This window comes from Deinococcus hopiensis KR-140 (genome assembly GCF_900176165.1).
Classification (GTDB): Bacteria; Deinococcota; Deinococci; order Deinococcales; family Deinococcaceae; genus Deinococcus; species Deinococcus hopiensis.
Genome location: NZ_FWWU01000009.1, coordinates 683,890 through 708,957 on the forward strand (window position 1 = coordinate 683,890; position 25,068 = coordinate 708,957).

27 protein-coding genes are annotated in these 25,068 nt (G+C 67.4%); 12 read left to right on the top strand and 15 right to left on the bottom strand.

Annotated features, from left to right (window positions below; translation table 11 throughout):
• Positions 1–616: 616 nt before the first annotated feature.
• Positions 617–1,612, bottom strand: a complete 996-nt coding sequence (ruvB, locus tag B9A95_RS16850; protein WP_084048360.1) for a Holliday junction branch migration DNA helicase RuvB — start codon at positions 1,610–1,612, stop codon at positions 617–619.
• Between the two features lie 826 nt (positions 1,613–2,438).
• Between ruvB and B9A95_RS32405 the strand changes: the two genes are divergently transcribed.
• Positions 2,439–2,657, top strand: a complete 219-nt coding sequence (locus tag B9A95_RS32405) for a VOC family protein (RefSeq protein ID WP_139806837.1) — start codon at positions 2,439–2,441, stop codon at positions 2,655–2,657.
• A 178-nt stretch (positions 2,658–2,835) separates the two neighbouring features.
• On the opposite strand, the gene B9A95_RS16860 is transcribed toward B9A95_RS32405, so the two are convergent.
• From B9A95_RS16860 to B9A95_RS16885, 6 genes are all read right to left on the bottom strand, one after another.
• The gene (locus B9A95_RS16860) at positions 2,836–3,492 is read right to left on the bottom strand and encodes an SCO family protein (protein WP_084048362.1); all 657 of its coding nucleotides are present in this window, start codon (positions 3,490–3,492) and stop codon (positions 2,836–2,838) included.
• A 152-nt stretch (positions 3,493–3,644) separates the two neighbouring features.
• On the bottom strand, positions 3,645–6,101 hold the full coding sequence (locus B9A95_RS16865) for a cbb3-type cytochrome c oxidase subunit I (protein ID WP_084048363.1): 2,457 nt from the start codon (positions 6,099–6,101) through the stop codon (positions 3,645–3,647).
• Positions 6,098–7,372: a cytochrome c oxidase subunit II gene (gene coxB / locus B9A95_RS16870; protein WP_425429954.1), complete on the bottom strand. Its 1,275-nt coding sequence runs from the start codon at positions 7,370–7,372 to the stop codon at positions 6,098–6,100. Before coxB ends, B9A95_RS16865 begins: the two co-directional genes overlap by 4 nt.
• A gap of 257 nt (positions 7,373–7,629) precedes the next feature.
• Positions 7,630–8,562 (bottom strand): heme o synthase, encoded by a 933-nt coding sequence (locus B9A95_RS16875; protein WP_170928681.1) that lies wholly within the window; start codon positions 8,560–8,562, stop codon positions 7,630–7,632.
• Positions 8,559–9,530 carry a COX15/CtaA family protein gene (locus B9A95_RS16880; RefSeq protein WP_425429955.1) on the bottom strand — a complete coding sequence of 324 codons (972 nt, stop codon included), beginning with the start codon at positions 9,528–9,530 and terminating at the stop codon, positions 8,559–8,561. The genes B9A95_RS16875 and B9A95_RS16880 overlap by 4 nt, the downstream gene beginning before the upstream one ends.
• 70 nt (positions 9,531–9,600) lie before the next feature.
• Complete coding sequence (locus tag B9A95_RS16885) at positions 9,601–10,332, bottom strand: YqjF family protein (RefSeq protein WP_084048365.1); 732 nt, start codon at positions 10,330–10,332, stop codon at positions 9,601–9,603.
• 65 nt (positions 10,333–10,397) lie between these two features.
• Between B9A95_RS16885 and B9A95_RS16890 the strand changes: the two genes are divergently transcribed.
• The 3 genes from B9A95_RS16890 to B9A95_RS16900 all read left to right on the top strand — a co-directional run bounded on the left by B9A95_RS16890 (position 10,398) and on the right by B9A95_RS16900 (position 12,964).
• Positions 10,398–10,877 carry a DUF420 domain-containing protein gene (locus tag B9A95_RS16890; RefSeq protein ID WP_084050787.1) on the top strand — a complete coding sequence of 160 codons (480 nt, stop codon included), beginning with the start codon at positions 10,398–10,400 and terminating at the stop codon, positions 10,875–10,877.
• A gap of 76 nt (positions 10,878–10,953) precedes the next feature.
• Complete coding sequence (panB, locus tag B9A95_RS16895; RefSeq protein WP_084048366.1) at positions 10,954–11,775, top strand: 3-methyl-2-oxobutanoate hydroxymethyltransferase; 822 nt, start codon at positions 10,954–10,956, stop codon at positions 11,773–11,775.
• A 142-nt stretch (positions 11,776–11,917) separates the two neighbouring features.
• Positions 11,918–12,964 (top strand): GGDEF domain-containing protein, encoded by a 1,047-nt coding sequence (locus B9A95_RS16900; RefSeq protein ID WP_084048367.1) that lies wholly within the window; start codon positions 11,918–11,920, stop codon positions 12,962–12,964.
• A gap of 225 nt (positions 12,965–13,189) precedes the next feature.
• Here the strand turns inward: B9A95_RS16900 and B9A95_RS16910 are convergent, their stop codons facing one another.
• The 5 genes from B9A95_RS16910 to B9A95_RS16930 all read right to left on the bottom strand — a co-directional run bounded on the left by B9A95_RS16910 (position 13,190) and on the right by B9A95_RS16930 (position 17,070).
• On the bottom strand, positions 13,190–14,641 hold the full coding sequence (locus B9A95_RS16910) for a sigma 54-interacting transcriptional regulator (protein WP_084048369.1): 1,452 nt from the start codon (positions 14,639–14,641) through the stop codon (positions 13,190–13,192).
• 258 nt (positions 14,642–14,899) lie between these two features.
• Entirely contained in the window at positions 14,900–15,391 is a 492-nt protein-coding gene (locus B9A95_RS16915) for a hypothetical protein (protein WP_084048370.1), read from the bottom strand.
• Positions 15,392–15,411: 20 nt separating this feature from the next.
• The gene (locus B9A95_RS16920) at positions 15,412–15,918 is read right to left on the bottom strand and encodes a hypothetical protein (protein ID WP_084048371.1); all 507 of its coding nucleotides are present in this window, start codon (positions 15,916–15,918) and stop codon (positions 15,412–15,414) included.
• Between the two features lie 70 nt (positions 15,919–15,988).
• Positions 15,989–16,399, bottom strand: coding sequence for a VOC family protein (locus B9A95_RS16925; protein WP_084048372.1), 411 nt, complete (start codon positions 16,397–16,399; stop codon positions 15,989–15,991).
• Positions 16,396–17,070, bottom strand: coding sequence for a VOC family protein (locus tag B9A95_RS16930; protein ID WP_139806839.1), 675 nt, complete (start codon positions 17,068–17,070; stop codon positions 16,396–16,398). The genes B9A95_RS16925 and B9A95_RS16930 overlap by 4 nt, the downstream gene beginning before the upstream one ends.
• 141 nt (positions 17,071–17,211) lie before the next feature.
• Between B9A95_RS16930 and soxR the strand changes: the two genes are divergently transcribed.
• Together soxR and B9A95_RS36340 are read left to right on the top strand one after the other, a co-directional pair.
• Entirely contained in the window at positions 17,212–17,676 is a 465-nt protein-coding gene (gene soxR / locus B9A95_RS16935; RefSeq protein ID WP_084048373.1) for a redox-sensitive transcriptional activator SoxR, read from the top strand.
• A gap of 239 nt (positions 17,677–17,915) precedes the next feature.
• Positions 17,916–18,050 (top strand): hypothetical protein, encoded by a 135-nt coding sequence (locus tag B9A95_RS36340; RefSeq protein WP_281255877.1) that lies wholly within the window; start codon positions 17,916–17,918, stop codon positions 18,048–18,050.
• A gap of 157 nt (positions 18,051–18,207) precedes the next feature.
• Here B9A95_RS36340 and B9A95_RS16940 read toward each other — a convergent pair whose 3' ends face one another.
• Positions 18,208–18,501, bottom strand: a complete 294-nt coding sequence (locus B9A95_RS16940) for a hypothetical protein (RefSeq protein ID WP_084048374.1) — start codon at positions 18,499–18,501, stop codon at positions 18,208–18,210.
• Positions 18,502–18,625: 124 nt separating this feature from the next.
• Positions 18,626–19,120, bottom strand: coding sequence for a MarR family winged helix-turn-helix transcriptional regulator (locus B9A95_RS16945; protein ID WP_084048375.1), 495 nt, complete (start codon positions 19,118–19,120; stop codon positions 18,626–18,628).
• Positions 19,121–19,174: 54 nt separating this feature from the next.
• Between B9A95_RS16945 and B9A95_RS16950 the strand changes: the two genes are divergently transcribed.
• The 6 genes from B9A95_RS16950 to B9A95_RS16975 all read left to right on the top strand — a co-directional run bounded on the left by B9A95_RS16950 (position 19,175) and on the right by B9A95_RS16975 (position 24,559).
• On the top strand, positions 19,175–20,080 hold the full coding sequence (locus tag B9A95_RS16950) for an EamA family transporter (protein WP_084048376.1): 906 nt from the start codon (positions 19,175–19,177) through the stop codon (positions 20,078–20,080).
• Positions 20,081–20,090: 10 nt separating this feature from the next.
• On the top strand, positions 20,091–21,521 hold the full coding sequence (gene gatB, locus B9A95_RS16955) for an Asp-tRNA(Asn)/Glu-tRNA(Gln) amidotransferase subunit GatB (protein ID WP_084048377.1): 1,431 nt from the start codon (positions 20,091–20,093) through the stop codon (positions 21,519–21,521).
• 85 nt (positions 21,522–21,606) lie between these two features.
• On the top strand, positions 21,607–22,248 hold the full coding sequence (locus B9A95_RS16960; protein WP_084048378.1) for a hypothetical protein: 642 nt from the start codon (positions 21,607–21,609) through the stop codon (positions 22,246–22,248).
• A 69-nt stretch (positions 22,249–22,317) separates the two neighbouring features.
• Positions 22,318–23,280, top strand: a complete 963-nt coding sequence (locus B9A95_RS16965) for a carbohydrate kinase family protein (RefSeq protein ID WP_084048379.1) — start codon at positions 22,318–22,320, stop codon at positions 23,278–23,280.
• Positions 23,277–24,308 (top strand): endolytic transglycosylase MltG, encoded by a 1,032-nt coding sequence (mltG, locus tag B9A95_RS16970; protein ID WP_084048380.1) that lies wholly within the window; start codon positions 23,277–23,279, stop codon positions 24,306–24,308. The genes B9A95_RS16965 and mltG overlap by 4 nt, the downstream gene beginning before the upstream one ends.
• Before the next feature lie 59 nt (positions 24,309–24,367).
• Positions 24,368–24,559, top strand: coding sequence for a hypothetical protein (locus B9A95_RS16975; RefSeq protein ID WP_084050788.1), 192 nt, complete (start codon positions 24,368–24,370; stop codon positions 24,557–24,559).
• A 111-nt stretch (positions 24,560–24,670) separates the two neighbouring features.
• On the opposite strand, the gene B9A95_RS16980 is transcribed toward B9A95_RS16975, so the two are convergent.
• Positions 24,671–25,048, bottom strand: a complete 378-nt coding sequence (locus tag B9A95_RS16980) for a 2Fe-2S iron-sulfur cluster-binding protein (RefSeq protein WP_084050789.1) — start codon at positions 25,046–25,048, stop codon at positions 24,671–24,673.
• Positions 25,049–25,068 lie beyond the last annotated feature (20 nt).

Consider the following 25,068-nt stretch of genomic DNA (forward strand, 5'->3'; position numbering starts at 1 on the left):
AGAGCAGGCGCAGCGGTTGCGCCAGACCGCCCAGTCCACCTCTTCGTCGTCCGCTCCAGCAACAGGGAAGCGTCGATGCCTCCGCTGATGGGCCGGGGAGAGGCATCGACGTAGGGACCGGTGGCCTCTCCCGATACGCTGGGCAGAAGTCCGCCCAGCGCCCTGTCCGCATCACTGACCCAGAACGTGCCGTGAAGTAAAGTCAATCTCATACGGTTTCCGGATCATCCCCTCGGCTCCCCTCCGCTTCGGTGGTTCCACGCCTGTCCGTCGCCGTTTTTCCTGCTCGCTCCGCTCGGGTTGGCCCGTGATTTCACCGTGGATGAACCCGAATCCTTAGCGGAGGCCCTGATGTCGTGGGGTTCACCCGCCAGCACGCAGGGCCAGGTGCCCTCGGTACGGGCATTTCACACCAGGCCCAGTGCTTCCCAGCTCTGCCCGTCCTGGGAGCGCCAGAGTTCGGTTCCGGCGGTGCCCGTGGGGTAACGCCAGCGGTCTCGCCTGTGGCCCGGGGAAGGAGGGTGCGTTGCGCACGCGCCTGTCCTGACCCTGGGCCTGAGAAGAGGGCCCCGCCGCATCCACTGTGTGGAAGGTCCCGCTTGGCAGGGATGCAGCTTCAGTTGGCGTAGAGGCCCAGATCCTCGTCCCGTCCGCCCACGGGCAGGCCCAGGTGGTCATAGGCGTGCGCGGTGGCGACGCGGCCCCGGGGAGTACGCTTGATAAAGCCGAGCTGGATAAGGTAGGGCTCGTACACGTCTTCCAGGGTCAGGGCGTCCTCGCTGATGGCGGTGGCGAGGGTATCTACGCCCACGGGGCCGCCCGCAAAGCGGTGGATCAAGGTTTCGAGGTACTTCTTGTCGCGGTCGTCCAGCCCCGCAGAGTCCAGACCCAGCTTGTCCAGGGCGCTTTGGGCGCGCGGGAGCCCGATGGTCTTCTCGCCCGCCACCTCGGCGTAGTCGCGTACGCGCCGCAGCAGCCGCTTGGCAATACGCATGGTGCCGCGGGAACGTGCGCCGATTTCCAGCGCCGAGTCGTCGGTCAGGCCGAAGCCCAGCAGCCGGGCGTCGCGCATCAGGTTGATGCCGATTTCCTCTGGCGTGTAGTACTCCAGGTGTTCGATGATGCCGAAGCGGCTCCGCATGGGCGCGGTGATCAGCCCGGGCCGCGTCGTCGCACCCACCAGCGTAAAGCGCGGCAGCGGCAGCTCGATGGTCCGCGCCGCCGGGCCCTGGCCGAGCACGATGTCGAGCTTGAAATCCTCCATCGCGGGGTAGAGGTGTTCTTCGGCCACACGCCCCAGCCGGTGAATCTCGTCGATAAACAGCACGTCGCCTTCCTCCAGGCTGTTGGTGAGGATGGCGGCCAGGTCCCCCGGCTTCTCGATGGCCGGGCCGGAGGTCACGCGGATATTGACGCCGAGTTCGTGGGCGATGATGTGCGCCAGGGTGGTTTTGCCCAGGCCGGGCGGACCGAACAGCAGCGTGTGGTCCAGCGCCTCACCGCGGCCCCGGGCGGCCTGGAGGTACACGGTCAGTTTTTCTTTGAGCCGCTCCTGCCCCACGTACTCGCTCAGCGTCTTGGGGCGAAGGGCCGCGTCAAGCGGTTCCGTCATACCTCCATATTACGCTATTTCCGAAAAAGAGGAGGAGGGTATGTGCAAATCTGGATTCTAAGTGATCAGGAAGTGGAAAGTCGGCCACTGCTTTTGCTGTTGACAGAAAGAAAGGAAGTGCGGCTCAAGATGGATAACCTGTGCGCCCTTGCCTCCTCCTCGCTCGAGGAACGCCATGACCCCCTGATGTCCGGCCCCGTGGGCACGCCCTGCTTGGCCGATCTCACCGCGCCGGGTCCCGGGTCCGCGCGCCCCCCCTTCTGTGAATTGGTCCTCAGCTGGCGGTTCGGGCGCCAGGGACCCCCAAACGGGGAATGCACCCCCGTGTACCCATCAGGACTCGGGTTGATCCGTGACGCAGTCACGGGCCAACCCGAGCGGAGCGAGCAGGAAAAACGGCGACGGACAGGCGTGGAATTACCGAAGCGGAGGGGGTGATGCGGAAGCGGTATCAGGTCCTGATGCGGTGGCGGCTGTGGTTCCGCCCGTGGGGAGGGGGCGCGCGCGGTGCGTCTACTTTGCCCGCGACGGCGTGCACGCCGGGCGACTCCGTAAACAGGGCGGCGAGTTCCCGGTGCCGCCCGCGGAGGTGGGCGACACCGGCCCGTTGCTGATGGCGAAAGACCCCACGGGCGCGGCCTCCGGGTTGTGGCAGGCGGGGAAGCACAAGCGCCTGAGCTTCCGTGGCGCTCCGGGCACCGCACCCTCGCCTGGACCCAGGTTCACACGAGGGAGACCGGGCGCGACTTTTTCACGGCCCTGCTCCGCAGCACGTCCCGGCTGGTCCCCGCGGTGGGCCACCACGACCTGTTCCAGGGCGGGCGTCATGCGAATGACGGACAGCTGGCCGGCCGGTGCCCCGGCACCGCAAAAGGTCTATTTTCTCGTCGAGAACACGGACCATGCGGTGGAAGCGGCCCAAGCCAGCAGTGGAGAAGTGCCCTCGCCCGGGCGCGATTTGCCCTACGGACGCTTGGCGGTGCTGCAAGACCCCAAGCGGAGTCGTCTTCGCCGTGATCGAGCGGTTGCAGGCTCAGCGCACTGAGGAGAAGGGCGCCGCGCGCCGAAGGGCACCCCTCACGGCGCCCTTCTCCTCAGTGCGCATTTCGCTCGCCGGGCTCGGTCAAAAAGGAGTCCGCACTTTGACCACTGCTCCAGGACGGGCAACAAGGGGATGGGGGAAGCGTAGAGCTCGCGCTTCCCGCCCCTCCTTCGCCGCGTCCTCAGCGTCCGTACAGTCGGATCAGTCCTGGCAGGTCCCGCTCCAGCTCGCCCGCAATCACTTCCTGGTTGCCGTACACCCGCACGAAGCGTCCCCGGGGGTCCACCACCCTCACCTCGTCGCCGTGGATTCGGGCGGCGACGCTCGCCCCACCGGGCCGGATATCGGTGGTGCTTCCGGCATGGCCCGCGTGGTTCCCCTCAAGCTGCGGAGCCACGTTTGCCACAAACATGGCCTCGGCCGCGCGGTCGATGGTGCCCGCTTCGCCCGTCAGCCCCGTGAAGGCGGGATCAAAGCGGCCCAGGTAGTCGCGCAGTACGGCCGGGCGGTCATACTGCGGGTCCACGGAGATCAGCTGCACCTGCATGCGCTCCCGCTGCCCCGGCTTGAGGTCCGCGTAGATGTTCTTCAGTGCCGCCAGCGTCGCCGGGCACACGTCGGGGCAGCGCACGAAGCCGAAAAACACCAGCCGCATTCTGCCCGCAGAATCGCTGAGAACCCTGGCCTGCCCCCGCTCGTCCACCAACTTGAGGGGCGGCAGCGTCACGGGCGTGTCCAGCACCGTGCCGCCAACAGGGGTGGGAAAAGCGCTGCGGGAAACGAGCAGTCCTCCCAGAACCGCCGCCAGGACCAGGAGCGCCGCCGTGAGCCACTTCATGTCTGGAAGCTAGGGCGGGGGCGGGGGGCAGGGTGTCCCAGGGGCGTTGGCAGTCACCAGTGCCCGGTCGCCGGGAAAGGACAAAAGCGAGGTGGGAACGTGTCGCAGCGTTCCCACCTCTCCGAATGGTTTTTATCCTGCTGGCAACTTCCCTACCACGCGTAAAAGATCGCCACGATAAACAGCCACACCACGTCCACCAGGTGCCAGTACAGGCTGGCGGGAGCCAGGGAGCCGTGGTTGTACTTGTCCATCTTTCCAGTCAGGGCCTGGTAGTAGGGCAGGGCCACGCCAGTGCCGCCGATCAGGATGTGCAGCCCGTGCAGACCGACGATCGTGAAGAAGCACGACTGCCACAGGTTCTGCCGCCAGTCGTTCTCATGGCCGAACAGCGAGAACTCGTAGACCTGGAACAGCATAAACACTGCCCCCAGCAGCAGCGTCAGGAACAGGCCCAGGCGGAAGTAGCTGTAGCGGCCGTGGTGGTGGTCCTGCTCGGCCTTGTGGATCACGAAGGACGAACTGACCAGGATCAGGGTGTTCAGCGCCGCGAGCCAGATGTTGGGGCGCAGCGCAGGCGGCTCGGCGTGGCCGCTGATGCGCAGGTACACATACCCGGCGATCAGCACGCCGAACAGGCTGATTTCACTGAGGATGAACCAGGCCATACCCATAAAACCGTTGTCGTACTTGGTCAGGTGGTGGTGTTCCACCGGCACGGCATACTCGCGGGTGCCCGCCCACTTGAACAGCGAGTACAGGAAGAAGGGAATGCTGGCGTACAGCACCACCGTGGCGAGCTTGAAGCCGAAGGGGGCGTCGCCGAAGGCGTGCAGGCCGTCGGTGGGGTTGTAGTTGGTAAACCATCCAAAGCTCAGGCCGTAGCCCATGAACAGCAGCGACAGCGCCGTCAGGAAGGGCCAGATGGAATCCACGGGCAGGTGAATGCTCTTGGGGTCCACTGGGGTCAGCGTCTCACCGTTCTGCTCCCAGTCGTACAGCGGGCGTTCGGTGGGGAAGGAGCGGGGGAAGTCGTGGGCGAAGTTGTAGGCGGCGGGCGGCGAGGCGGCCGTCCACTCCAGGGTGAAGCCGCCCCAGGGGTTGGGTCCGGCGGTGATGGGGCGCTGCATGCTCTGGAGCATGTTCCAGATCATCACGATGCCGCCCGCCAGCAGGGTCAGCGCGCCCAGGGTGGAGGCCAGGTTCAGCTCATTCCACGCGAAGTTGCCGGCGGGGTAGGTGTAGTAGCGCCGGGGCATGCCCAGAAGGCCCAGGATGTACTGCGGCAGGAAGGTCAGCCATGAGCCGACCATAAACAGCCAGAAATGTGCCAGCCCGAGCCGCTCGTTCAGGAAGCGGCCCGTCATCTTGGGCCACCAGTAGTACAGGCCGCCCATCGCCAGGAACGCGGTGCCGAACATCATCACGTTGTGGAAGTGCGCCACCACGTAGTACGACATCGTGACTTGGTAGTCGAAGGGAATCATGCCCAGCGAGACGCCCGTGATCCCACCGATCAGGAAGTTGAAGATGAAACCCACCAGCCAGTACGTCGGCGACTTCATGATGATGCGCCCGCCCCACAGCGTACCGATCAGGTTGAAAATCTTGACGCCGGTGGGCACCGCCACGATCAGGGTGGCCACCGCGAAGGCGATCTGCCACGACTCGGGCAGGCCCACGGAGAACATGTGGTGCGCCCACACCAGCAGGCTAACCAGCACGATGCCCAGCAGCGAGTACACCATCACGCGGTAGCCGAACAGCGGCTTGCGGGCCATGGTGGAGGCGATCTCCGCGCCGATGCCGAGGTAGGGCAGCAGCATCACGTACACGGCGGGGTGCGAGTAGAACCAGAAAAACTGCTGCATCAGGATGGGCGTGCCGCCGATCCCGGGATTGAACATGCTCAGCCCCAGCTTGATTTCCAGGAACGTGACGAGCGCGGCGGCGGTCAGGCCGCCCAGCGACACGAGCTGCAAGAGGCTGGTCGCGAAGATGGACCAGGTGAAGATCGGCATCTTCCACAGGCTCATGCCGGGCGTGCGCAGGTTGATCACCGTGGCGGCGAAGTTCGCGCTGCCCAGCAGGGACCCGATTCCGTTGAGGATCAGCGCCACCATCAGCACCGACACGCCCGTCTGGTTGGCGTCCACCGACAGCGGGTAGTAGAAGGTCCAGCCCACGCCTGGCGCGCCACCGTTAAAGAGGCCCGTGATCACCAGCACCAGGCTGAACACGAACAGCCACACCGCAAAGGTGTTCACGCGCGGCAGGGCCACGTCGCGCACCCCGAGTTGCAGCGGCAGGAAGAAGTTCCCAAAGCCGAAGAGCCCGATGGGAATCAGGAAGAAAAAGATCATCAGCGCGGCGTGCAGGGTCAAGACCTGGTTGTAATCGTTGCCCACCAGCAGCGTCTGGTTCGGAAAGGCCAGTTGCAGGCGAATGGCCACGGCCATCAGGCCGCCGATGCCGAAGGCCAGGATGGACGTGATGATGTAGAGCAGCCCGATCTTCTTGTGATCGGTGGTCATCATGTAGTCCTTGATGACCTCCCAGGCGCCCCGCCTCGCGGGGGCCACGTGCTGCGGAGCGTGTTGAACCGTCACGGGTTGGTTCCTCCTTGGCCGCCGTTCGGCGTGGCCTGATTGCCCTGACCGCCCGGGGTGCCTTCCGCCCCGATCACCGGAACGTCACGCCAGTAGTCGGCCTCTTCGGGCAGGCGCAGGCTGCGCAGGTACGCGGCGATGTCGCCGATTTCGGCGTCGCTCAGGCGGCTGGCCTTGAGGGTCTTGCCCTTCTCGACGTAGGTGCTGCCGTCGTAGGGCGGCATCAGGGCTCCAGGCTTGACCGCCATCGGGTTCTTGATCCAGGGGATCAGCATCTCGCGGGCCTGCTCGCCTTCCCACATGCCTGCACCCAGGGTGTGGCGGGTGCCGAAAAAGCTCAGATCCGGTCCGGCGGCCCCGTTGGCGGGAGTGCCCTGCACGCGGTGGCAGGACGCGCAAGCCAGTACGGCGGAGTCGGCTTGCCCCGCCACGCCCGGCTTGCCCTGCATAAACAGGGTGTAGCCGCGCGCCTCGGCGCTGCCCCCGGCTGGCGTCGGCGCGCGGTACGCCTGGGCCGCCTTCACGAAGGTGGTGTAGCGGTCCTGGGGCAGCGCCACCACCTTGAAGCGCATGTTGGCGTGGCTGGCACCGCACAGCACCGAGCAGTTGCCCTGGTACACGCCCGGGCGCTCGGTGTCGACCTGCCAGGTCTTCTGAGAACCGGGGGTGGCGAAGCGCTGGCCGCCCAGGTTGGGGGCCCAGAAGCCGTGAATCACGTCGCCGCCCGTCATGGTCAGCGCGATCTGCCGCCCCACGGGGATGATCAGCTCGTTGCCGTTGCTGACGTTGCCGCCCGCCGCTGCCGCCGCGTCGGGATAGGCGAAGTTCCACCAGAACTGCTTGCCCAGTACGTCCACCCGTACGGCGTCACGCGGCGTGGGGTTGATGCGCGCCAGCGTCCGAACGGTCAGCACGCTCAGCAGGAGCACGATCAGGACGGGCACCGCCACGAGGAGGGTTTCCAGGCGGTTGTTGCCGTGGAACTGTGCGGGCGGCGCGTCGTGCTTGTCTTCGCGGAAGCGCTGCACCGTATAAAACAGTGCGAACGACACCCCGAAGAAGATGATGATCGAGAGGGCGATGGCCGGAATGCTCATCCAGAAGACTTCTTTGTTCGACTGGGAACTCATATCTCCCAGAAACAGGAAGCGCTCGCTGGACGAGCAGCCCGACATGAGCGTGGCGGCCAGCCCCAGCAACCCGGCGAGCGCGGCACGTCGCGTTCGGCTCCGGGGTGGGCCGCTTCTGCGGCGGCTATGGTTGGTGTTCAACTTCACTCCTTTCCTCGCCCCCCAGTCTAAAGCGTCCCTCCCGCGTTGTGCGCCTCCGCAGGGAAACGCGCCTGCACGCGACTTTCGGTGTGCCGGGGAGTGAGGACGTGTGCCGGGGAATTGACCGGTGGGTCAGGCGTGAGGCCATGAGATCAGATGGAGAGGCAGGCAAGTGTCCTGAAGGGGGCCGTGCGAAAGGAGAAGAGGGCGGCCCCCACCGGCTTCGCCCTCCTCCACATCCGCGCGCTGCGGCCCGTTTACCCGATCAGCACCCGGTCTACCGCACCCGCCACAAACAGCAGGGCGAGGTAGAGCATGGAATACAGGTACAGCGGCACGGCCACCCGGCGCTCAACCGCATTGCCGTCCATCACGAAGCGGTACAGCTTCCACGAACGCTGCAGCAGGATCGCCCCCAGGCCCGCCGCTGCCAGGAGGTAGATCAGGCCCACCTCGCCAAGGGTGACCGGCATCAGCGTCAGCACCACCGTGTAGATCGCATACAGGCCGATCTGCATGACGGTGAGCTTGTCGCCGTGGACCACAGGCAGCATGGGAATGCCCACCTCGCGGTATTCCTCCTTGATCATCAGGGCGAGGGCCCAGAAGTGCACCGGCGTCCAGAAGAAGATGATGGCAAAGAGAAACCACGCGAACAGGTTGAGGTCCCCCGTCACGGCGGCCCAGCCCACCAGCGGCGGGAAGCACCCGGCGGCTCCGCCCAGCACGATGTTGTGCCAGGTGTAGCGTTTGAGCCAGCGGGTATACACCACGACGTAGGTGAGGAACCCCGCCAGGCTCATCCACGCGCTGAGGGGGGTGGCCCAGATCCACAGCATCGCAAAGGAGAGGAGTTGCAGCGCTCCCCCGAAGACCGCTGCGTCGCGCGTGTTGATCAGCCCGCTGCTTGTGGGGCGCGCCGCCGTACGCTTCATCTTGAGGTCGATGTCGCGGTCGATGATCATGTTGAACACGCCCGCCGAGCCCGCCGACATGTATCCGGCAAGCGACACGACGATGAGCAGCCACGTTCCCGGCCAGCCGCGCGCCGCCATCACCATCGCCGTGAGGGTGGTCCACAGCAGCAGGCTGATCACCTTGGGCTTGGTCAGGGCGAGGTAATCGCGCCAGGTCGCCCGAAGGGGCCGGGTGGAGGCCGCAGGAGCCGGTGTCATGCGGTCCACGGTCATGCCGCCGCCTCTGCGCGGCCCGTCAGGAACACCCGCCGCAGGGCCGTCAGCGCCTCATAGCTCAGTCGCACGGTCACGAGCCACATGATGCACCCCAGCAGCAGGTGAGTGACTTGCATCCATCCCGGGGCCTTGAGCCCCACATTGATTACGCCCGCCAGCACCTGCAGCCCGATGCTGACCATAAGCAGCGTGCCCCAGCGGTTCACCTCGGGCGAGGGGCGCAACCGCCTCAGGGCCCCGGCCATCCACACCAGGTACGCGCTGGCGAGTATGGCGAGCATGGGGTGAATGACACGCAGGTTCTCGATCAGGGTGGCCGTGGTCCCAAAATCGCGCTTCACCGTGTCGATGGGCGTGCCGGGCGCGGGCACGAACAGCAGATCACCCAGTGCGGTGACCGCCCCCGCCATGCTGAGCAGCAGGGTCAGACCCAGACCAGCGCCGATCAGTCCCAGCGTCCGGCCCTGGTTCCGCAGCCGCAGCACCGGGCGGCCCGAGGCCCACAGCGCGGTCAGCAGCAGCGAGCCGAGCAGCAGAAAGGTGTTGACGAGGTGAACGCCCTGCACAAAGCCCCGCGCCGGGTTGGTGGATTTGGCCGTCAGCCCCAGCAGCACCTGCGCGCCGCCCACCAGCCCCTCGGCGAGGATGAGGACGAAGGTGAGGACGGTGCCCAGACGGGCCGCATGACCCTTCGGGGTGGTCAGAAAGGCAAGCGCGATCAGCCCCAGCGCCAGCATCCCGCTCGCCCCGCTCGTCAGGCGGTGGCTGAATTCAATGACGGTGTGCAGGGCCGGGCTCTGCGGCACCACCACGCCGTTGCACAGCGGCCAGTGATCGCCGCATCCTGCGCCCGCACCCGTGATGCGCACCACCGCACCCCACAGGATCACGAGCACGTTGTAGGCCAGCGCCGCCCAGGCCAGGCGCGGGAGCCACACGCCTGCACGGGAGCGCGGCATTGTCATTGCGCTGCTCATCTTTGACCGTCCTTCCGCCAGGCCGCTCCTTGAGGGCCGCCCTTTACGTGCCCGCATTCTAAAGCGGCGGGGAGGCTGAAAATTGTCCCCCGGGTCGGGGAAGGCGCACCGTCTGCGGCATCCACGCCCGCACCGCCACCCCCACCGAGGCGTGGACGAGGGGCGACCCTTCCAGCGGCAGGCCGAACGGCTCGCCCAGCGAACACTGGTCCACATGACCCAGGGCGTCGCGGAGCGGCCAGGGAACGTGGGCCACCGCTCCCCGCGTCAGGCGTCCCGAGGGCGTGAGCGCGTAGAGGAAGTAGCGCTCGGTCAACCAGTGTTCCAGGCTGTCCACCGCCGCTTTGAAGGCAGGTCCCACTGGGCGGAAAGTCCCCGCGAACTGTGCCTGTGCCTCCCCACGGTGGATGCGGACGCTGCGGTCATGGATCCAGCCGCCTTCCTCCCGGCGCTCGATGTCGGCGTTGAAGTAGGGGAGGTGGAGTACCGCCCGCGCGGCCCGCACTGCCGAGGGGCTGCCAGCGTCCAGGCTGAAAAACCACACGCCGGGCACGCCGTCCGCGGCGACGTAGGTGCGCAGATTCAACTCCAGAAACGGGGGCGAAGCGGGAATGCCGCGCAGCCGCGCGTTCGCCATACGGAAGGGGACCACCCCCAGCCACGCCTCGCCCCGGTACAGGTCCACTTCCAGCCCAGGGGGCAGGTGCGCCGCTACCCGGGCCGGGTCCACCCGCCAGTGAAAGAAGGCCAGGTCCCGCCACGCCATCGCTGCCACCCACGGAGACTGCATACGGCCCAGTGTGCGTCATGGGTGGGTGGACACTCGCCCCGGCCCCCGCCGCCTACACTGCCCGTGTGGCCGCCATCATCAACCAGTGGGCAGTGATTACCATCGTGCTGAGCGGCATCGCTCTGAGTATCGGCGTCGTCTTGATCCGCCGGGGCAACCGCGAGGCGCATATGCGCGCCATGATCGTCGCCAGCGCCCTCGCCACCCTCTTTCTCGTGCTGTACCTTACCCGCCTGGGGCTGGGTTACGAGAAGAAATACGTGGGTCCGGACGGGTGGCGCGGCGCGTACTTCGCCCTGTTGATCAGCCACATTCTCCTCGCTGCCGCCAACCTGCCCCTGGCCCTCGGGGCCCTGTGGAACGCCTGGAAGGGCCTGAAGTCCGCCGGAAACCTCGGCAACATCGCCGCGCCCCCTGCCCGCACCTATTTCGACCGCCACCGCGCCTGGGTCCGCTGGACCGTGCCCGTCTGGCTCTATGTGGCCGTGACAGGCTGGATCATCTACCTGGTGCTGGGGCGGTACGGCGAGGTTGTGAAGGGCTAGCTTTTGGCCGTTGTCCGTTGGCCGTTGGGATGCGAAAGGCCAACGGACAACGGCCAAAAGCTGATACCTTCTCCCCATGAAACGTACCGTCCCCGAGCTTCTGCACGCTGCCGAACCGCTCGTGATGGTCACGGCCTACGACTATCCGGGCGGACGGCACGCCGAGGGCGCGGGGGTGGACCTCATCCTGGTGGGTGACAGCCTGGGCAACGTGGTGCTGGGCTACGACTCCACCGCGCCCGTCACGCTGGGCGACATGATCCACCACGCGCGGGCGGTGCGGCGGGGCGCGCCCGGGACCTTCCTTGTGGTGGACCTGCCCTTCGGGACCTACCACACAGGCACACACGACGCGATGAAGGCCGCTGTCCGGGTCATTCAGGAGACGGGCGCGGACGCCGTGAAAATGGAGGGGGCCACGCCGGAGGTCCTGGAAGTGGTGTCGGTGCTGACCCGCAACGGCATTCCCGTGATGGGCCACGTGGGCCTGATGCCCCAGACCGCCACCGCCCAGGGTGGCCTGAAGGTGCAGGGCAAGGACGAGGAGAGCGCGCGGCGCACGGCGGACGGGGCCGTGGCCCTGGAAGGCGCCGGGGCCTTCGCCGTGGTTCTGGAGGCCATCCCAGCGCGGCTGGCGCGGCTCATCACCGAGCGGCTGACCGTGCCCACCATCGGCATCGGTGCCGGGGTGCATTGCCGGGGCCAGGTGCTCGTGTACCACGATCTGCTGGGCCTGTATGAGGGCGAGGAAAAGAAGCTCGCCCGGCGTTACGCCGAACTGGGACGCGAGGCGCGGGGAGCCATCGCTGCCTACGCGGCGGAGGTGCGGGCCCGTGAGTTTCCCACCCGGGAGCAGAGCTTCGTGATGAAAGACGACGTGCTGGGCAAGTTGTACTGAAGGGCACCGACGCGAAGGGAAAATGGGGAGCCGGGAAGGGCCCCGGTGGGGGTATTGTCCAAACAACATGGAGGGGAGTCGCCGCCGCATTGCATCGTACAGAGGCATTTGAAAAGGGCGGGGGTGATATGACGTTTCGGATATGCTCTCCGGCCCGTTTGATCCTGACGATCTGCCCGGTACGCTCACCCGGTTGTATTTCCGAGTGAGTGTACCGCTGGTGGCCCTCGTGACGGCCGCGAGCATGTACGCCGCCTCGGGAGAACTCAACCCGGTGGCCGTGGCCTTTCTGGGGTTGCTGCTGCTGACCGCCACGGCCCACGCAGCGGTGCCGCGCGCTTGGGACTGGCCGCTCCGCCTGACCTTCGCGGGCCTCCTCATCGTGTTCGCCGTCATTCTGGCGCTGTTTCGCGAAGCGCTGGGGGTCACGGCGCATGCCGTTCCGCAGGGCATCAACATCGTGCTGCTGCTCACGCCCCTGACAGTGGTGGTCTGGAGCATGCTGTTTGCCGACCATCCCAGGGTGGGGTTCGTCCTGAGCCTGTCGCTCGCCCTGGCGGTGGCGGTGCTGGTCGAGCGCTGGAGTGCTGTCAGTCCGGCCCTGCTGGGCTCAGGCACGGCCCCCCTGCTGCTGGCGGTGTGCCTGATTGCCCAGCTGTTCGGTTCGGCGGTGATGGGACTGCAGCGCCGCGTGCAGCTCGGCGAGCGGCAGGTGCGCCTCGATCCTCTCACCGGCCTGCTGAACCGCCGAGCGTTTGAGGAAGTCCTGTCGGCTCCCGGGCCCCACGGCGTGCTCGCGGTGGTGGACGTCGACCACTTCAAGCAGGTCAACGATCAGCACGGCCATGAGGTCGGAGACCGGGTGCTGCGGGTCGTCGCCGACGTCTTGCAGCAGACGGTGGACGGTGCGGGGGAAGTCTACCGCTGGGGCGGCGAGGAGTTCGTGGTATGGCTGCCCGGCTCATCGATCGTGGCGGCGAGCAGCCTCTTTGAAGGGGTGCGCCGCGAGGTCGCCGGGCGCGCGCGCGTCGGCCGGCGCAACGTTACCATCAGCATCGGCCTCAGCGAGTCGGGGGCCGATCAGCCCCCGCAGCATGCCTTTCCCCGCGCCGACACCGCCCTGCGCGCCGCCAAGACCGGAGGCCGCGATCAGATCCGGGCGGCCTCCGCCTCCTGGCCGTCGGCTTAGGCGGGGGACCAAGCCAGGTACTTTTGGCACAACAGGAAAAGTGCCCCAGACAGACGGGGTCTGGGGCGCTGCCAACAGGTTGCAGACCGTTTGGCGCATGGAGGAGAAGGGCGCGGGGCGCGGGGCGTGGAAGGGTACCCCTCACGGCTCCCCATTCTCCTTCATGCGCATTAAAGTTCGCTTGCCGGGCTCGGTCAAAAAGAAGTCCGCACCTGGACAACTGCTCTAGTTCCAGCGTCCGCCCCGCTCACGGCGCACCTCGGGCTCGGGGGCCGCGTAGGTCTCCTCAGCGCGGCTGAGTTTCTTGCGGCCGTACAGCCCTTCGAGCACGAACTCTGCGGCAGCGGCACGCACAGCGTCGTCGCTGCTGTCCGCCACCTCGACGGCCAGATCGGTCAGGCCGGGCACGTCGCGCGTGGACTGCACCGCGGCCCTCGCGTCTCCCCCCTGGGGGAAGCGGAACACGTTGCCGTTCTCGAACCACTTTTCCAGACCCCTCGTGTCCATGCTCGCGTAGCGGCGGGCATACACGGCCCCAGCCGCCTTGCGGATCACGTCCCGCGCCACCACGTCCGCGCCCTTGAGTTCGCCCTCGTACTCCAGTTCCAGCTTCCCCGTGATTGCGGGCAGGCCGGAATAGACGTCACTGACGCGCACCACGGCGGCGTCACCCGAAACCAGGCTGCGGCGCTCCGCGTTGGCGGAGGCCAGTTCCATCAGCGAGATGGGCAGGCGCTGCGACACGCCGCTGAGCTTGTCCACCCGGCCGTCCTCGCGGGCCTGGAAGGCGATCTCCTCGATCAGCTCGGCGATAAACTCGGGCACCACCACGTGCTCGGCGCGTTCGGCCTCCGCTGCGGTGATGTCCATGCCCAGGCGCACGTCACTGGGGTAGTGGGTGCGGATCTCACTGCCAATCCGGTCCTTGAGAGGCGTAACGATCTTGCCGCGTGCGGTGTAGTCCTCGGGGTTCGCCGAAAAGACCAGCATCACGTCGAGTTCGAGGCGAATGGGGTAACCCTTGATCTGTACGTCCCCTTCCTGAAGGATGTTGAACAGCGCCACCTGCACTTTGGGCGCGAGGTCCGCGAGTTCGTTCACGGCGAAGATGCCCCGGTTGGCGCGCGGCAGCAGGCCGAAGTGCATGGAGCGGGTGTCGCCCAGCGAGGTGCCCAGTCGGGCGGCCTTGATGGGGTCCACGTCGCCGATCAGGTCCGCCACCGTCACATCGGGCGTGGCGAGCTTTTCCACGTAGCGGTCATTTCTCGGCAGCCAGCGAATAGGCAGTTCCAGCCCGTGCGCTTCGAGCAGGTGACGGCCCTCCGCTCCGATGGGGTTGAGGGGATCGTCGGGCATGTCCACGCCGTCGATCACGGGCACCGCGTCGTCGAGCAGTCCCGTGATCGCGCGCAGGATGCGGCTCTTGGCCTGCCCGCGCAACCCCAGCAGAATGAAGTTCTGCCGCGCCAGCAGAGCGTTGACCAACTGTGGGATCACGGTTTCGTCGTAGCCCACCACGCCGGGAAACAGTTGCTCGCCGCTGCGGAGCTTGCGGGTGAGGTTGGCGCGCACCTCGTCCTGTACGTTCCGCAGGTGCCCGTCGAAGGGCGCGCGGCCCGCGTAGTCCGGTGTCTGGAGGAGTTCTCCCAGCGTTCTCGCTTTCCCTGTGGCAGTCATATGCGGGGAAAGTAGCACGGGCCCTGGCGGGGGAATGTGCGGGTTGCTGGAGAAAACAGCCAGTTGTGGGCGGCCAGCGGCGAGCAACTTCCGGGGTGTCTGGGGAGGGTGACGGCCGCGCCCGCGCCTTTACGCCCCGTTTGGGATGGGGAGCAGGCGAAGGGAGAGATCCACGCACAGAGGTTTCGTTCTTCTCCTCTATGAGGTCCGGGCCGCATCCCTGCGGCCCGGACCTCAAACGTTTCACCGCGGGTGGGATCAGGAGTGCGGCTCGTCCGCCCCCGACGCCTGCTCGTCTTCCAGCGCCTTGTACGCGCATACGGCGGCGAGGGCGGCGAGTTCCAGCGGCACGCCGCCCAGGTCAAGATGCACGTCCTTGCCCTCCACCACTCCGCCGATGCGGCCTTTCAGCGTGTCGCCGCGCCGGTGCAGGTCCACGTCCTTGCCGTCCAAGTGACCGGAAAAGCGGCCCTGCACGTGGTCTCCACGAACAGAGAGGTGAACGTCGTCCCCCTCGATGTGACCTCCTAGGCGGACATGCACCTCGTCCGGCGTCACGTCTCCATCGGCACCGAATCCGGCGAAGCGGCCTCCGATCCGGCCGTCCACGTCGCCCCCGTGCAGGGTCAGGTGGATGTCCTTGCCCTGAAGGCGGCCACCGATCCGGCCGCGCAACTCTGTGCCGTTCCATTCGGCGTGCAGATCGTAGCCCTGGGTCAGGCCGCCGATCCGTCCGTGAAGTTCGCCCATGTCCCCCTCCTCGCCTCAGCTCAGGGACGGGGCAGCTTGGCGCCCAGGGCCTGCCGGATCAGCGTGTTCAGGGACGTGCTGATGGCGTTCGCGGACTCGTTGAGGTTCTCGAAGACGCGGGTGTCTTGCAGCGAGGTCAGGAGCACCTGGGTCCGCAGGTCCGTCTTGTAGGCGTTGCCGCCCAGCGTGGCCGCCTGGGTAACGCGCGCGTTCGGGAGGGCGACGTGCAGCATGGTGGTCAGGATGTTGCCGTCACCGACGCGAATATGGACGCCCTGCACCTGCGTGACCAGCCTGCAGCTCTTGGGATCCACCTGCTGCAGGTTCATGGACTGCGCCACCTGCACCACCGCGTTCGCCGCGTAGGTGGTCGCCACCTGATCGGGTCGGCCCGCGCTCCAGTAGTTGACGATGGGCGTCACGCACAGGCCCTGCAGGCTGGGGGCGCTGTAGGCGGGAACGTTTCGCTGCGCGCTGGCCAGACCGGGCACCGACAGCATCAGCGCGAAGAGGACGTTTCGTTTCATGCCAGGAGCCTAACCCGCTTCCTCCGCCCCGCGTCTTTACCGTCGCTGGAGAGTTGCGACGCTCGGGCGCTCAGGAAGCCCCGTTTTGCCACGTCCGCCAGCACAGCACCAGGCGGTAGCCGTCCGGGTCCTGTACGGTCAATCCCCAGGTGTCCCAGTACCCATTGAAGGCGGGCACCCGCCGGCCTCCATGGGCTTCCAGCCGCTCCAGCAGCGAAGGTGGGGGCGCGGGCTCACCCAGGTACAGCACCAGCAGGTCGTCGGGCGTCGGGGCGGGCACGAGGGGCACGGGGTGCCGCGTGAGCTCCAGGTGCCACCCCGCCCCTGGTAGGCCCAGCATGAGCAGCGAGGCTTCCTCCCCCATACCGGCGTGCCGGTACAGCACCTTCAACCCCGCACCCTGGACATAAAACTGTTCGGCCGCCGAAAGGTCCAGGCTGGGCCGCGCGATGCGGATGTGGGTGGACGGGGTGAGGTTCATGCCCGGACCTCCTTTGAAGCGCGCGCAAGACGGTGGTGATGGGGGCCACCGGAGAAGGTGACCCGGAAGGGCGCGGGCACGGCGGGCCGCCCGACCGGAAACCATCCGCGTCCCTCGGGGACCACGATGAACATGCCTTCGTGGCTGCCCACCGCTGTGAAAGTCTCGCTTTGCCCGTTGAAGGGAAACAGGCCGAAGCGCGAGGCGAGGTCACGTACGGCGGCGTTCACGTCCGGAACCACCAAGCCGAACTCGCTGAGGTGCCGGACCTCCTGGGGTCCAAAGGGACCTGGTACGGCGGGCAGAGGGAGGAGATGGTGCCGCGCGGCGAATTCCAGAATGTTGCCGTCCGGGTCCTCGAAATAGAGATTGGTGGTGTTCCAGCGCTCGCCCGGTAGAAAGCGCTTTTCGCCCGTCTTGTCGTGCAGCAGGCGAACGCGGGGGGAGAGCCAAGCCTGCGCCTCATCCACCTGCCCCGGGGGAATGTCCCAGGCCAGGTGCGAGAAGCCGGAAGCGGTGGCGTCCTCCACCAAGCTCAGCAGGGAACTGCCGGTGCGGAAGGTGACCTGCCCCGAGGTCTGTGCCTCCACCGGGAAGCCGAGGGTATGGGCATAGAAATCGCGCTGGGCAGCGAGGTCGCGGGTGTACAGGGTCAGGGCGTGCAGGTGCATGCGTGGCCTCCTGGGGGAGAGCGGGCGGGCCTTGATGAGGGCTGGGAGCAGGGGGTACGAACGGTGGGCATGGGTAAACCTCCTGTGGTACGGTGAAGTGTAGAACCTCAAGTTTTGTTGAGGTCAATCCCCCCTGCCCCCATGACGCGAACTTTCCCCGACGTTTCCGCCCTCTGGACCCCCGGCCAGCTCTCGCGCCGCAGCGGGCTGGCGGTGTCGGCCCTGCACTTCTATGAGCGGGAGGGGCTGATTCGCAGCGAGCGCACCGGGGGCAACCAGCGCCGCTACCCCCGGGATACGCTGCGGCGATTGGCCTTTATCCGTGCGGCCCAGCGCGTCGGCGTGCCGCTGGCGCAGATTCGCGCAGCGCTGAACACCCTGCCCGGCGGGCAGACGCCCACGGCAGCGGACTGGGCGCAGCTCTCCGAGCGCTGGCAGGCCGAGCTGGACGAACGGATCGCCGTACTGACCCGGCTGCGCTCGGACCTGAGCGGCTGCATCCGCTGCGGCTGCCTGTCGCTGGAGCGCTGCCAGTTGTTCAATCCGGGAGACGCTTTCGGGGCCGCGCATGGGGAAGGCAGTACCTTGCTGGAGGAGGCGCGTTGAACGTTCGCCCCATTACCGCTGCTGACGCTTGTGCCGTCGCCCGCCACCGTTCCCCCGAAGGGGGCTGACGCGGGTGAGCGGCCTCCCTTCCCTGCCTGGCTCACAGGTGAGCCGGAACGTGGCCTGTACCCGAGCTTTCTCGCCGTCACGCGTGGGGAGCGGCGATCGCCAGAGCCGGGCCAACCCTGCTGGAGTGGTGCCCGGGGCGGGGAGACCCCAGCCGTGGCGGAGGGCGGGTGGTGAACGTCTGGACCCACCGGGACTGGCGGCAGGGGCTGGCGCGCGAACCGGGCACGTTCTGCCTGAGGGCGGCGCAGGAACGCGGCCGGTTCGCGCGTCTGGGCAGCGCGGAATTCGGCCGCTCCCCTCTATGAACCGCTGCGCTTCACCGCTGGCCGCACCGAGATGCCCCGCGCCCCGGCGCTGACGGGCTTCGCTCTGCGTCTTTCGGGTGATCCGAGCCGCCGATGGTCACGAAGTTCCTGGAATGGAAGGCGAAAAACAGCCGTTTCTGCCCACCAGCCGCGTACTTCAGCGTGGCGCCGGTGTTGTGGGTGCCCGGGGTGCTGCTCTTGCTGAGCGCGGTGACGTTGGAGTTGGACCCATCCGCCGAGCGCCCACCCCCGGAGGTCCCCCGGGCATGAAGGTGTCGTCACCGTCACTGCCAAAGGCCGCGTTGCCGTCCACCGAGATGGACGCGTAGGTGCCGCTGAGCTTGAGGTCAGCGGGCGCGGGCTTCAGGGTCTCCTGCACCTCGAGGGTGTCGGCGCTGCCGCTGCCCCACTTGATCAGGCAGTTCTTGCCTGGTTTCGTCCCCAGCCCCACTCCTGCGGCTCCAACCCGCGCAACAGCTTGCCGTAAAAAGCTGTTCGGGGCCGAGGAGGAACCGTCTAAACGGTTCCTCCTCTCAAAAACAGCGCGGCAGGGGAGGTGTGGACACGCGCTGGTCTTACCCCTCCGCCCCCCGGATCAGCCGTAGCAGCAGCGTTTCCAGTTGCCGCACCTCCGCCTCATTCAGCACAGCCAGCAGCGCCCGTTCATGCGCGAGATGGGTGGGCAGGTGTTCGCGCACGAGGGCCCGCCCTGCGTCCGTGAGGGCGATCCGCCACGAGCGGCGGTCTTCGGGGTCCAGTGTGCGGGTGACCCACCCACGCGCTTCCAGCCGGTCCACCCGTCCCGTCACGCTGGCGGGCGACACGGCCAGCAGGTTCGCCAATTCGCTGGCGGGCAACCCATCCGGCCCGGCCGAGCGGTGCAGCGTGAACAGCACGTCGCGGCTGCTGTGATTCAGACCCACCGGCAGGGCGGTGGCTTCCACCGCGTCGCCCAGTACCCCCGCCGCCCGCTGCAGGGTGATAAAGGTCAGCATGGGCGAGGGGTCTAGAGCGGGCTCGGTTCGCTGCCAGTCGGCGCGGATCCGTTCGAGAAGGGTGGGGGTATCCATCTTGGAAGGCCAGTATAAAAGGCGGTAGAAGTTTTACGGGTGTATATTTTATATATGAAGCATTTCTTCTCCAGGATCCATCCCCTCACGCTCGCGGCCCTGGCCCCGGTCACCTGGGGAACGACGTATACCGTAACCGCCCGGTTACCGGAGCTGGGGCCACTCACGCTGGCAACGGTGCGGGCGCTCCTGGCGGGAATGGTGCTGCTCCTGCTGGTGCGCCGCCTGCCCTCCGGGGTGTGGTGGTGGAAAAGCCTGGTGCTGGGAGCACTGAATTTTGGGCTGTTCTTCGCAACGCTGTTCGTCTCTGCGCAGAAGTTGCCGGGTGCCGTCGCGCCGACGCTGGGGGCTGTGCAGCCCCTCCTCGTGATTGCCCTTTCACTGTGGTGGCTGGGCGAGCGGTCCAGCGGATACACGTTCGGGCGAGCGCTGCTTGGACTGGCGGGGGTGGCCCTGCTCGTGCTGGGCCCTGTGGTGGCGCTGGACCGGGTGGGGCTGATCGCCGGATTCCTGAGCGTGGTGTCCACGGCGGCGGGTTACGTACTCGCCAAGAAGTGGGGTGCGCCGCCGAGCGCCTCGCTGCTCGCGGTGACGGCGTGGCAACTGACGGCGGGAGGACTGCTCCTGCTGCCCGTTGCCGGGCTGATCGAGGGACCGCTTCCCACGCTGAGCGGCGCCCAGTACGCGCTCCTCGCCTATATGGTCCTGATCGCCACCGCGCTCGCCTACGCCCTGTGGTTCCGGGGCATCGCCTCCGCCTCACCTGTTCGGGCGTCGCTGCTCTCCCGGCTCAGCCCGGCCACCGCCATCCTGATCGACGTGACGCTCGGCCGGACCCTCAGTGTGGTGCAGTGGGGTGGTCTGCTGCTGATCGCCCTGAGCTTTCTGCCTGAGCGTCTGCGTGCGCCCATTGCACCTGTCCTGACGGCGGAACCGGAGGGCACCGCCTGCCCGCGCTAGACTCGGCCTCATGTACAGGGCCGTCATCGGGCTGGAAGTCCACCTGCAACTGAAAACGCGCTCCAAGCTGTTCAGCGCGTGCCCGGCGGAGTATCACGGCGCGGAGCCGAACACCTTCACCGATCCCCTTACCCTGGGCCTGCCCGGCACCCTGCCCACCCTCAACCGCGAGGCGGTGGACCTGGCCCTGATGTTCGGCCTGGCGCTGAATTGCGACGTGTCGGGCTTTACCCAGTTTCACCGCAAGAACTACTTCTACCCCGACGCGCCCAAGAACTTTCAGCTCTCGCAGTATGACCGCCCCATCGCGCGGGACGGCTTTCTGGACGTGACCGTGCCGGGCGGTGAGACAAGCCGCGTCCGAATCAAGCGCGCCCACCTTGAGGACGACGCGGGCAAGCTGCTGCACCCCACCTACGCGCCCTACAGCCTGCTGGACCTCAACCGCGCCGGATCGGCCCTGATCGAGATGGTCACCGAGGCCGATATCACCGGGGCAGAGCAGGCCCGCGCCTTTCTAGAGGCGGTGCAGGCCATCGCGCAGTCGCTCGGCGTCAGCGACGCCACGCCGGAAGAAGGCAAGATGCGCTGTGACGTGAACCTCAGCCTGCACAAGCCCGGCGAGCCGTGGGGCACGAAGGTGGAGGTCAAGAACCTCAACTCCTTCCGCTCAGTGGCCCGCGCCATCGAGTTCGAGACGGCCCGGCAGACGCGCGTGCTGGACGCTGGAGGCAAAATTACCCAGGACACCCTGGGCTGGGACGAGGGCGGCCAGAAGGCCTTCGTTATGCGCACCAAAGAGGGCGAGGCCGACTACCGCTACTTCCCCGAGCCGGACCTGCCCCCCCTGAACATCACGCCCGAGTGGGTGGAGCGCATTCGTTCGCAGATGCCCGAGCTGCCCGTGCAGAAGCGGGCGCGTTACGAGGCGGCGGGCGTGCGGGCGGGAGACGCCGAGACGCTGAGCCTGAACGTGCCCCTCTCGCGCTTCTACGACGAGGCGCTATCCACCTCGCCCACTCCCGACGCCCAGAAGCTTGCCAACTGGCTGCTGACCGACGTGGCAGGCTTCCTCGCCGCCCGCGAGCAGAGCGTCCGCGACGCCGCGCTGCAACCCGGTCACCTCGCCTCCCTCGTGCGCCTCATTGACGCGGGCACGATCAGCGGCAAGATTGCCAAAGACCTGCTGCCCGACGTGATGGAGGGCCAGGACCCGGCCCGGTTGGTCCAGGAACGCGGCCTGAACGTGGTGACCGACACGGGCGCGATCGACGCCGCGATCGACGCCGCCATGGCCGCCGACCCCGCCACGGTGGAAAAGGTGCGCGCTGGAAACGCCAAGGCCATGAACGCCCTGTTCGGTCCGGTGATGAGGGCGATGGGCGGCAAGGCCAAGCCCGAAGTCGTGCGCGAACGGCTGCAGGCGAAGCTGGGGCTATGAGGAGGGGTCTCCAGGGACCAGCCGCGAGTTGCCAGCGGCACCACGCCTTTTCTGGCGGCTTGCGGCTGGCCGCTGGAGACCCCAGATGACCCCTGCCTCCTGGCGCTCGGCCGCCCTCGCTGCGCTTTGGGTGCAGGTGCTCACCGTGTTTGGGGCCGCCGCCTACGCGCTGATCTCGGAAAACTTTTCGGCGTTTGCCTGGCTCAACGCGGTGGAAGCGTTCCTGGCGGGCGTGCTCCTCGTGTGGTGGACGCTGCTCCTGGGGCGCCTGACCGCCGGGCAGGCCACGCCGCCGGGGGACGGCACGCTGCGCTCGCTGCAACTCGCCTTTCCGTGGCTGACCTCGTTCCGGCTGGTGCTGTGGTTTCTGACCCTGCTCGCGGTGCTGAACGGTGCGGGCGAGACGGCGAACGCCGTGGCCCTCACCGCCCTGCTGACGGTCTGGCCCGCCGCGGTACTCGCTGGGAATGCGGTGTACGGCACCCTGGTCCGCCTCACCCCCAGTCCGGCGGACGCTGCGGGTCACCGCCGCCTCGCCGACTGGCTCAACCTCGCGGCAGCCCTCAGCCTGGCGATGGCCGTCTTTAACGTGGTGCCAATTCCCGGCTTCAGCAGCAGCGTGACCCTCTCTGATCAGCTCGTGTACGGCCTCGGCGGCGCGGTGGACGTGGTGGCGACGCTGCTGGCGATGCAGGCGGTGCAGAGCGCTCCCGGTGCACGCGGCTGAGCCCAGCCCGCCGGCAATCGTCACCCCATGCCCATTCCTGCGCCCGGGGCGGTATGCTGCGAGGCGCGCATGACTGACCGCCTCCCCCTCGTGTCTCTGGGTGACCTCGCCTGGGACGTGCTTGCCAAGCCCGATACCATGCTGCTTCCCGGCGGAGACACCACAGGGCGGCTGGAACTCTCGGGGGGCGGGTCTGCCGCCAACCTCGCCGTGTGGGCCCGCCGCGCGGAGCACCCCGCCACCTTCGTGGGCAAGATCGGCCGCGACCGCTTCGGCGAACTCGCCACCGCCGAACTGCAGGCTGAAGGCGTGCGGGCTGAGCTGATCCTCAGCGCCGAGCACCCTACCGGCGTGATCCTGGCCCTGATTGACCGCCGGGGCCAGCGCGCCATGCTGACCGGCCAGGGCGCAGACTGGGAACTGCTGCCCCAGGACTTGCCTGTGGGGGTCCTCCAAGGTGCGCAGCACCTGCACCTCACCGCCTGGAGCCTCTTCCGCGATCCGCCGCGCGGGGCGGCGCTTGAGGCGGCCCGACTTGCCAAGGCGGCGGGAGCCACGCTCAGCCTCGATCCGGGGAGCTTTCAGATGATCCAGCAGATGGGCCGCGAGAACTTCCTGCAGATTGTGGACGCCGTGCCCTTTGACGTGATCTTTCCCAACGACGACGAGGCCCGCGCCATGAGCGGTGAGAACGACCCCGCGCGGGCCCTGGACTGGCTGCGGGAGCGCTACCCCCACGCCCTCGTGGTGCTGAAGATGGATGAGGAGGGCGCGTTGCTGGAAGGCCCGGGGCAACCCCGCACCCACGTCCCCGCCACCGATGACCGCCTGACCGACGCGACGGGCGCAGGCGACGCCTTTGGAGGCGCGTTCCTGGCCGGATGGCTCAGCCACGGCGACGCGGTGAGGGCCGCCCGCCTCGCCGTGCAGGTGGGGGGCTGGGTGGTGGCCCGCTTCGGTGCGCGGCCTCCCGCTGACGCCGAATTGCAGGCCCGGCTCGCCGCTTACGCCGTCACGGAGGTGGGCGCATGACGCGGCTTCAGGGCCGGGGCACGCCCCTGTGGGCCAAGTTGCTGCTGGGGCTTGTGGTCCTTCTTCTCCTCGTGGCGGCGGGCATCTACCTCTTCCTGCGTGGCCTGACCGAGCCCGCTGGGGGCCCGACCTACACGCTGGAGGTCAAGCCCGGTGACAGCCTCTCTAGGGTAGCGCAGACGTTGGAGGCGCGCCGGATCGTAAAAAATGCCGATGCCCTGCGGTACGTCATGAAGCAGAACGGCACGGCGGGCAGCCTGAAGGAAGGGCAGTACGACTTCAACGGCAAGATGAACCTGTATCAGGTGGCCGACACGCTTGCGGGTCCGGCCCGCGTGCCCTCCATCACGGTGACGGTGCCCGAAGGGCGCCGCATCAAGGACATACCCGCCATCTTCGAGAAGGCCGGATTTGACCGCGCTGCCATTAAATCGGCGCTCAACGACGCTTCTCTCAGCCGCCACGCGGGCGGCCAGCAGAAGAACCTCGAAGGCTTCGTGTTTCCCTCCACCTACGAGTTCCGGGTCAAGGAAAACCCCAGGGACGCGGTGAAAAAGATGGTGGACCGCATGGAGCAGGAGTTTACCGCCCCCAACGTGGCGAAGGCCAAGGCCCTGGGTCTGGGTGTGCGCGATTGGGTGATTCTGGGCAGCATGGTGCAGGCCGAGGCGGCCAGCAACGCCGACATGCCGGTGATCGCAGGCGTGTTTCTCAACCGCCTACGCGACGGCATTCCGCTGGGCAGCGACCCCACCGTCGCCTACGGGCTGGGAAAGGACCTGCCGGAGCTCGACCGCAGCGCGGGGGACTTTAAAAAGGACACGCCGTATTCCACCTACACCCGTCAGGGCCTCCCCGCCGGGCCGATCAACAACCCTGGCGAGGCGGCCCTGATGAGCGTGCTCAATGCCAGGCGCAAGCTCTCTGACGGCCGCGACGCCCTGTACTTCCTGCACGCGGGCGACGGCAAAATCTACGTCAACCACACGTATGACGAGCACCTACGGGACGACGCGCAGCACCGCTGAGGCAGGAAGCCCGGGGGACGAGGAAGATGCAGACCTTCCTCGTCCTCTACACTTTTGTTATGCCTTCCCGAGCCTTCTTGGAGCGCCGCAACGCCCTGTGGCGGCAACTGCGGGAGATGCCCCCAGGCACCCCGAAGTTCGAAGGAGCCCTCGCCGAACTCTGCGCCCTGATTGGCTGGAACCGGGCGCAGGTGCTGTCGGGCCTGGGGCTGACCAGGGCGGACGTCCCCGAGGGGGAACGGGAGCCTTAGCGCATTTGTCCGAATGGCGCCGGAAGTGGAAGGGCACCCCTCACGGCTCCCCATGCTCCCCCACGCGCATTCAAGTCCGGTCAAAAAGAAGTCCGCACTTGGATACCTGCGCTAGTCCACCGTCTCGCGGGGCATCCATTCGGGCTCGGGCTGGATTTCCTCGGCGGGGGTCTTGCCCGCTTCGAGGCCGCTGGAGCGCACCGTTTGCAGGGGCGTGAGGCCCATCTCGCCCCTGCAAACGATCTGGCAAGAGAGGCGAACTTGGCCCAGCAGTTCCTTTTCCGCCAGCTTGTCGTGCTCGGCCAGGGACATGGTGCTGGGTTCACCCGCCGTGAACTGAACGCGGCAGGTGGTGCAGCGCGCCACCCCGCCGCAGCGGTGCAAGATGTCCACCCCGCCGCGCTCCAGCGCGAGGACCAGCCGCTCGCCCTCCTGCGCCTGAAGCGTGCCGTACCCTTCCACCGTGATCTGGACTGAATTCAGTGTCATGTCCCCGAGCATGACACGCC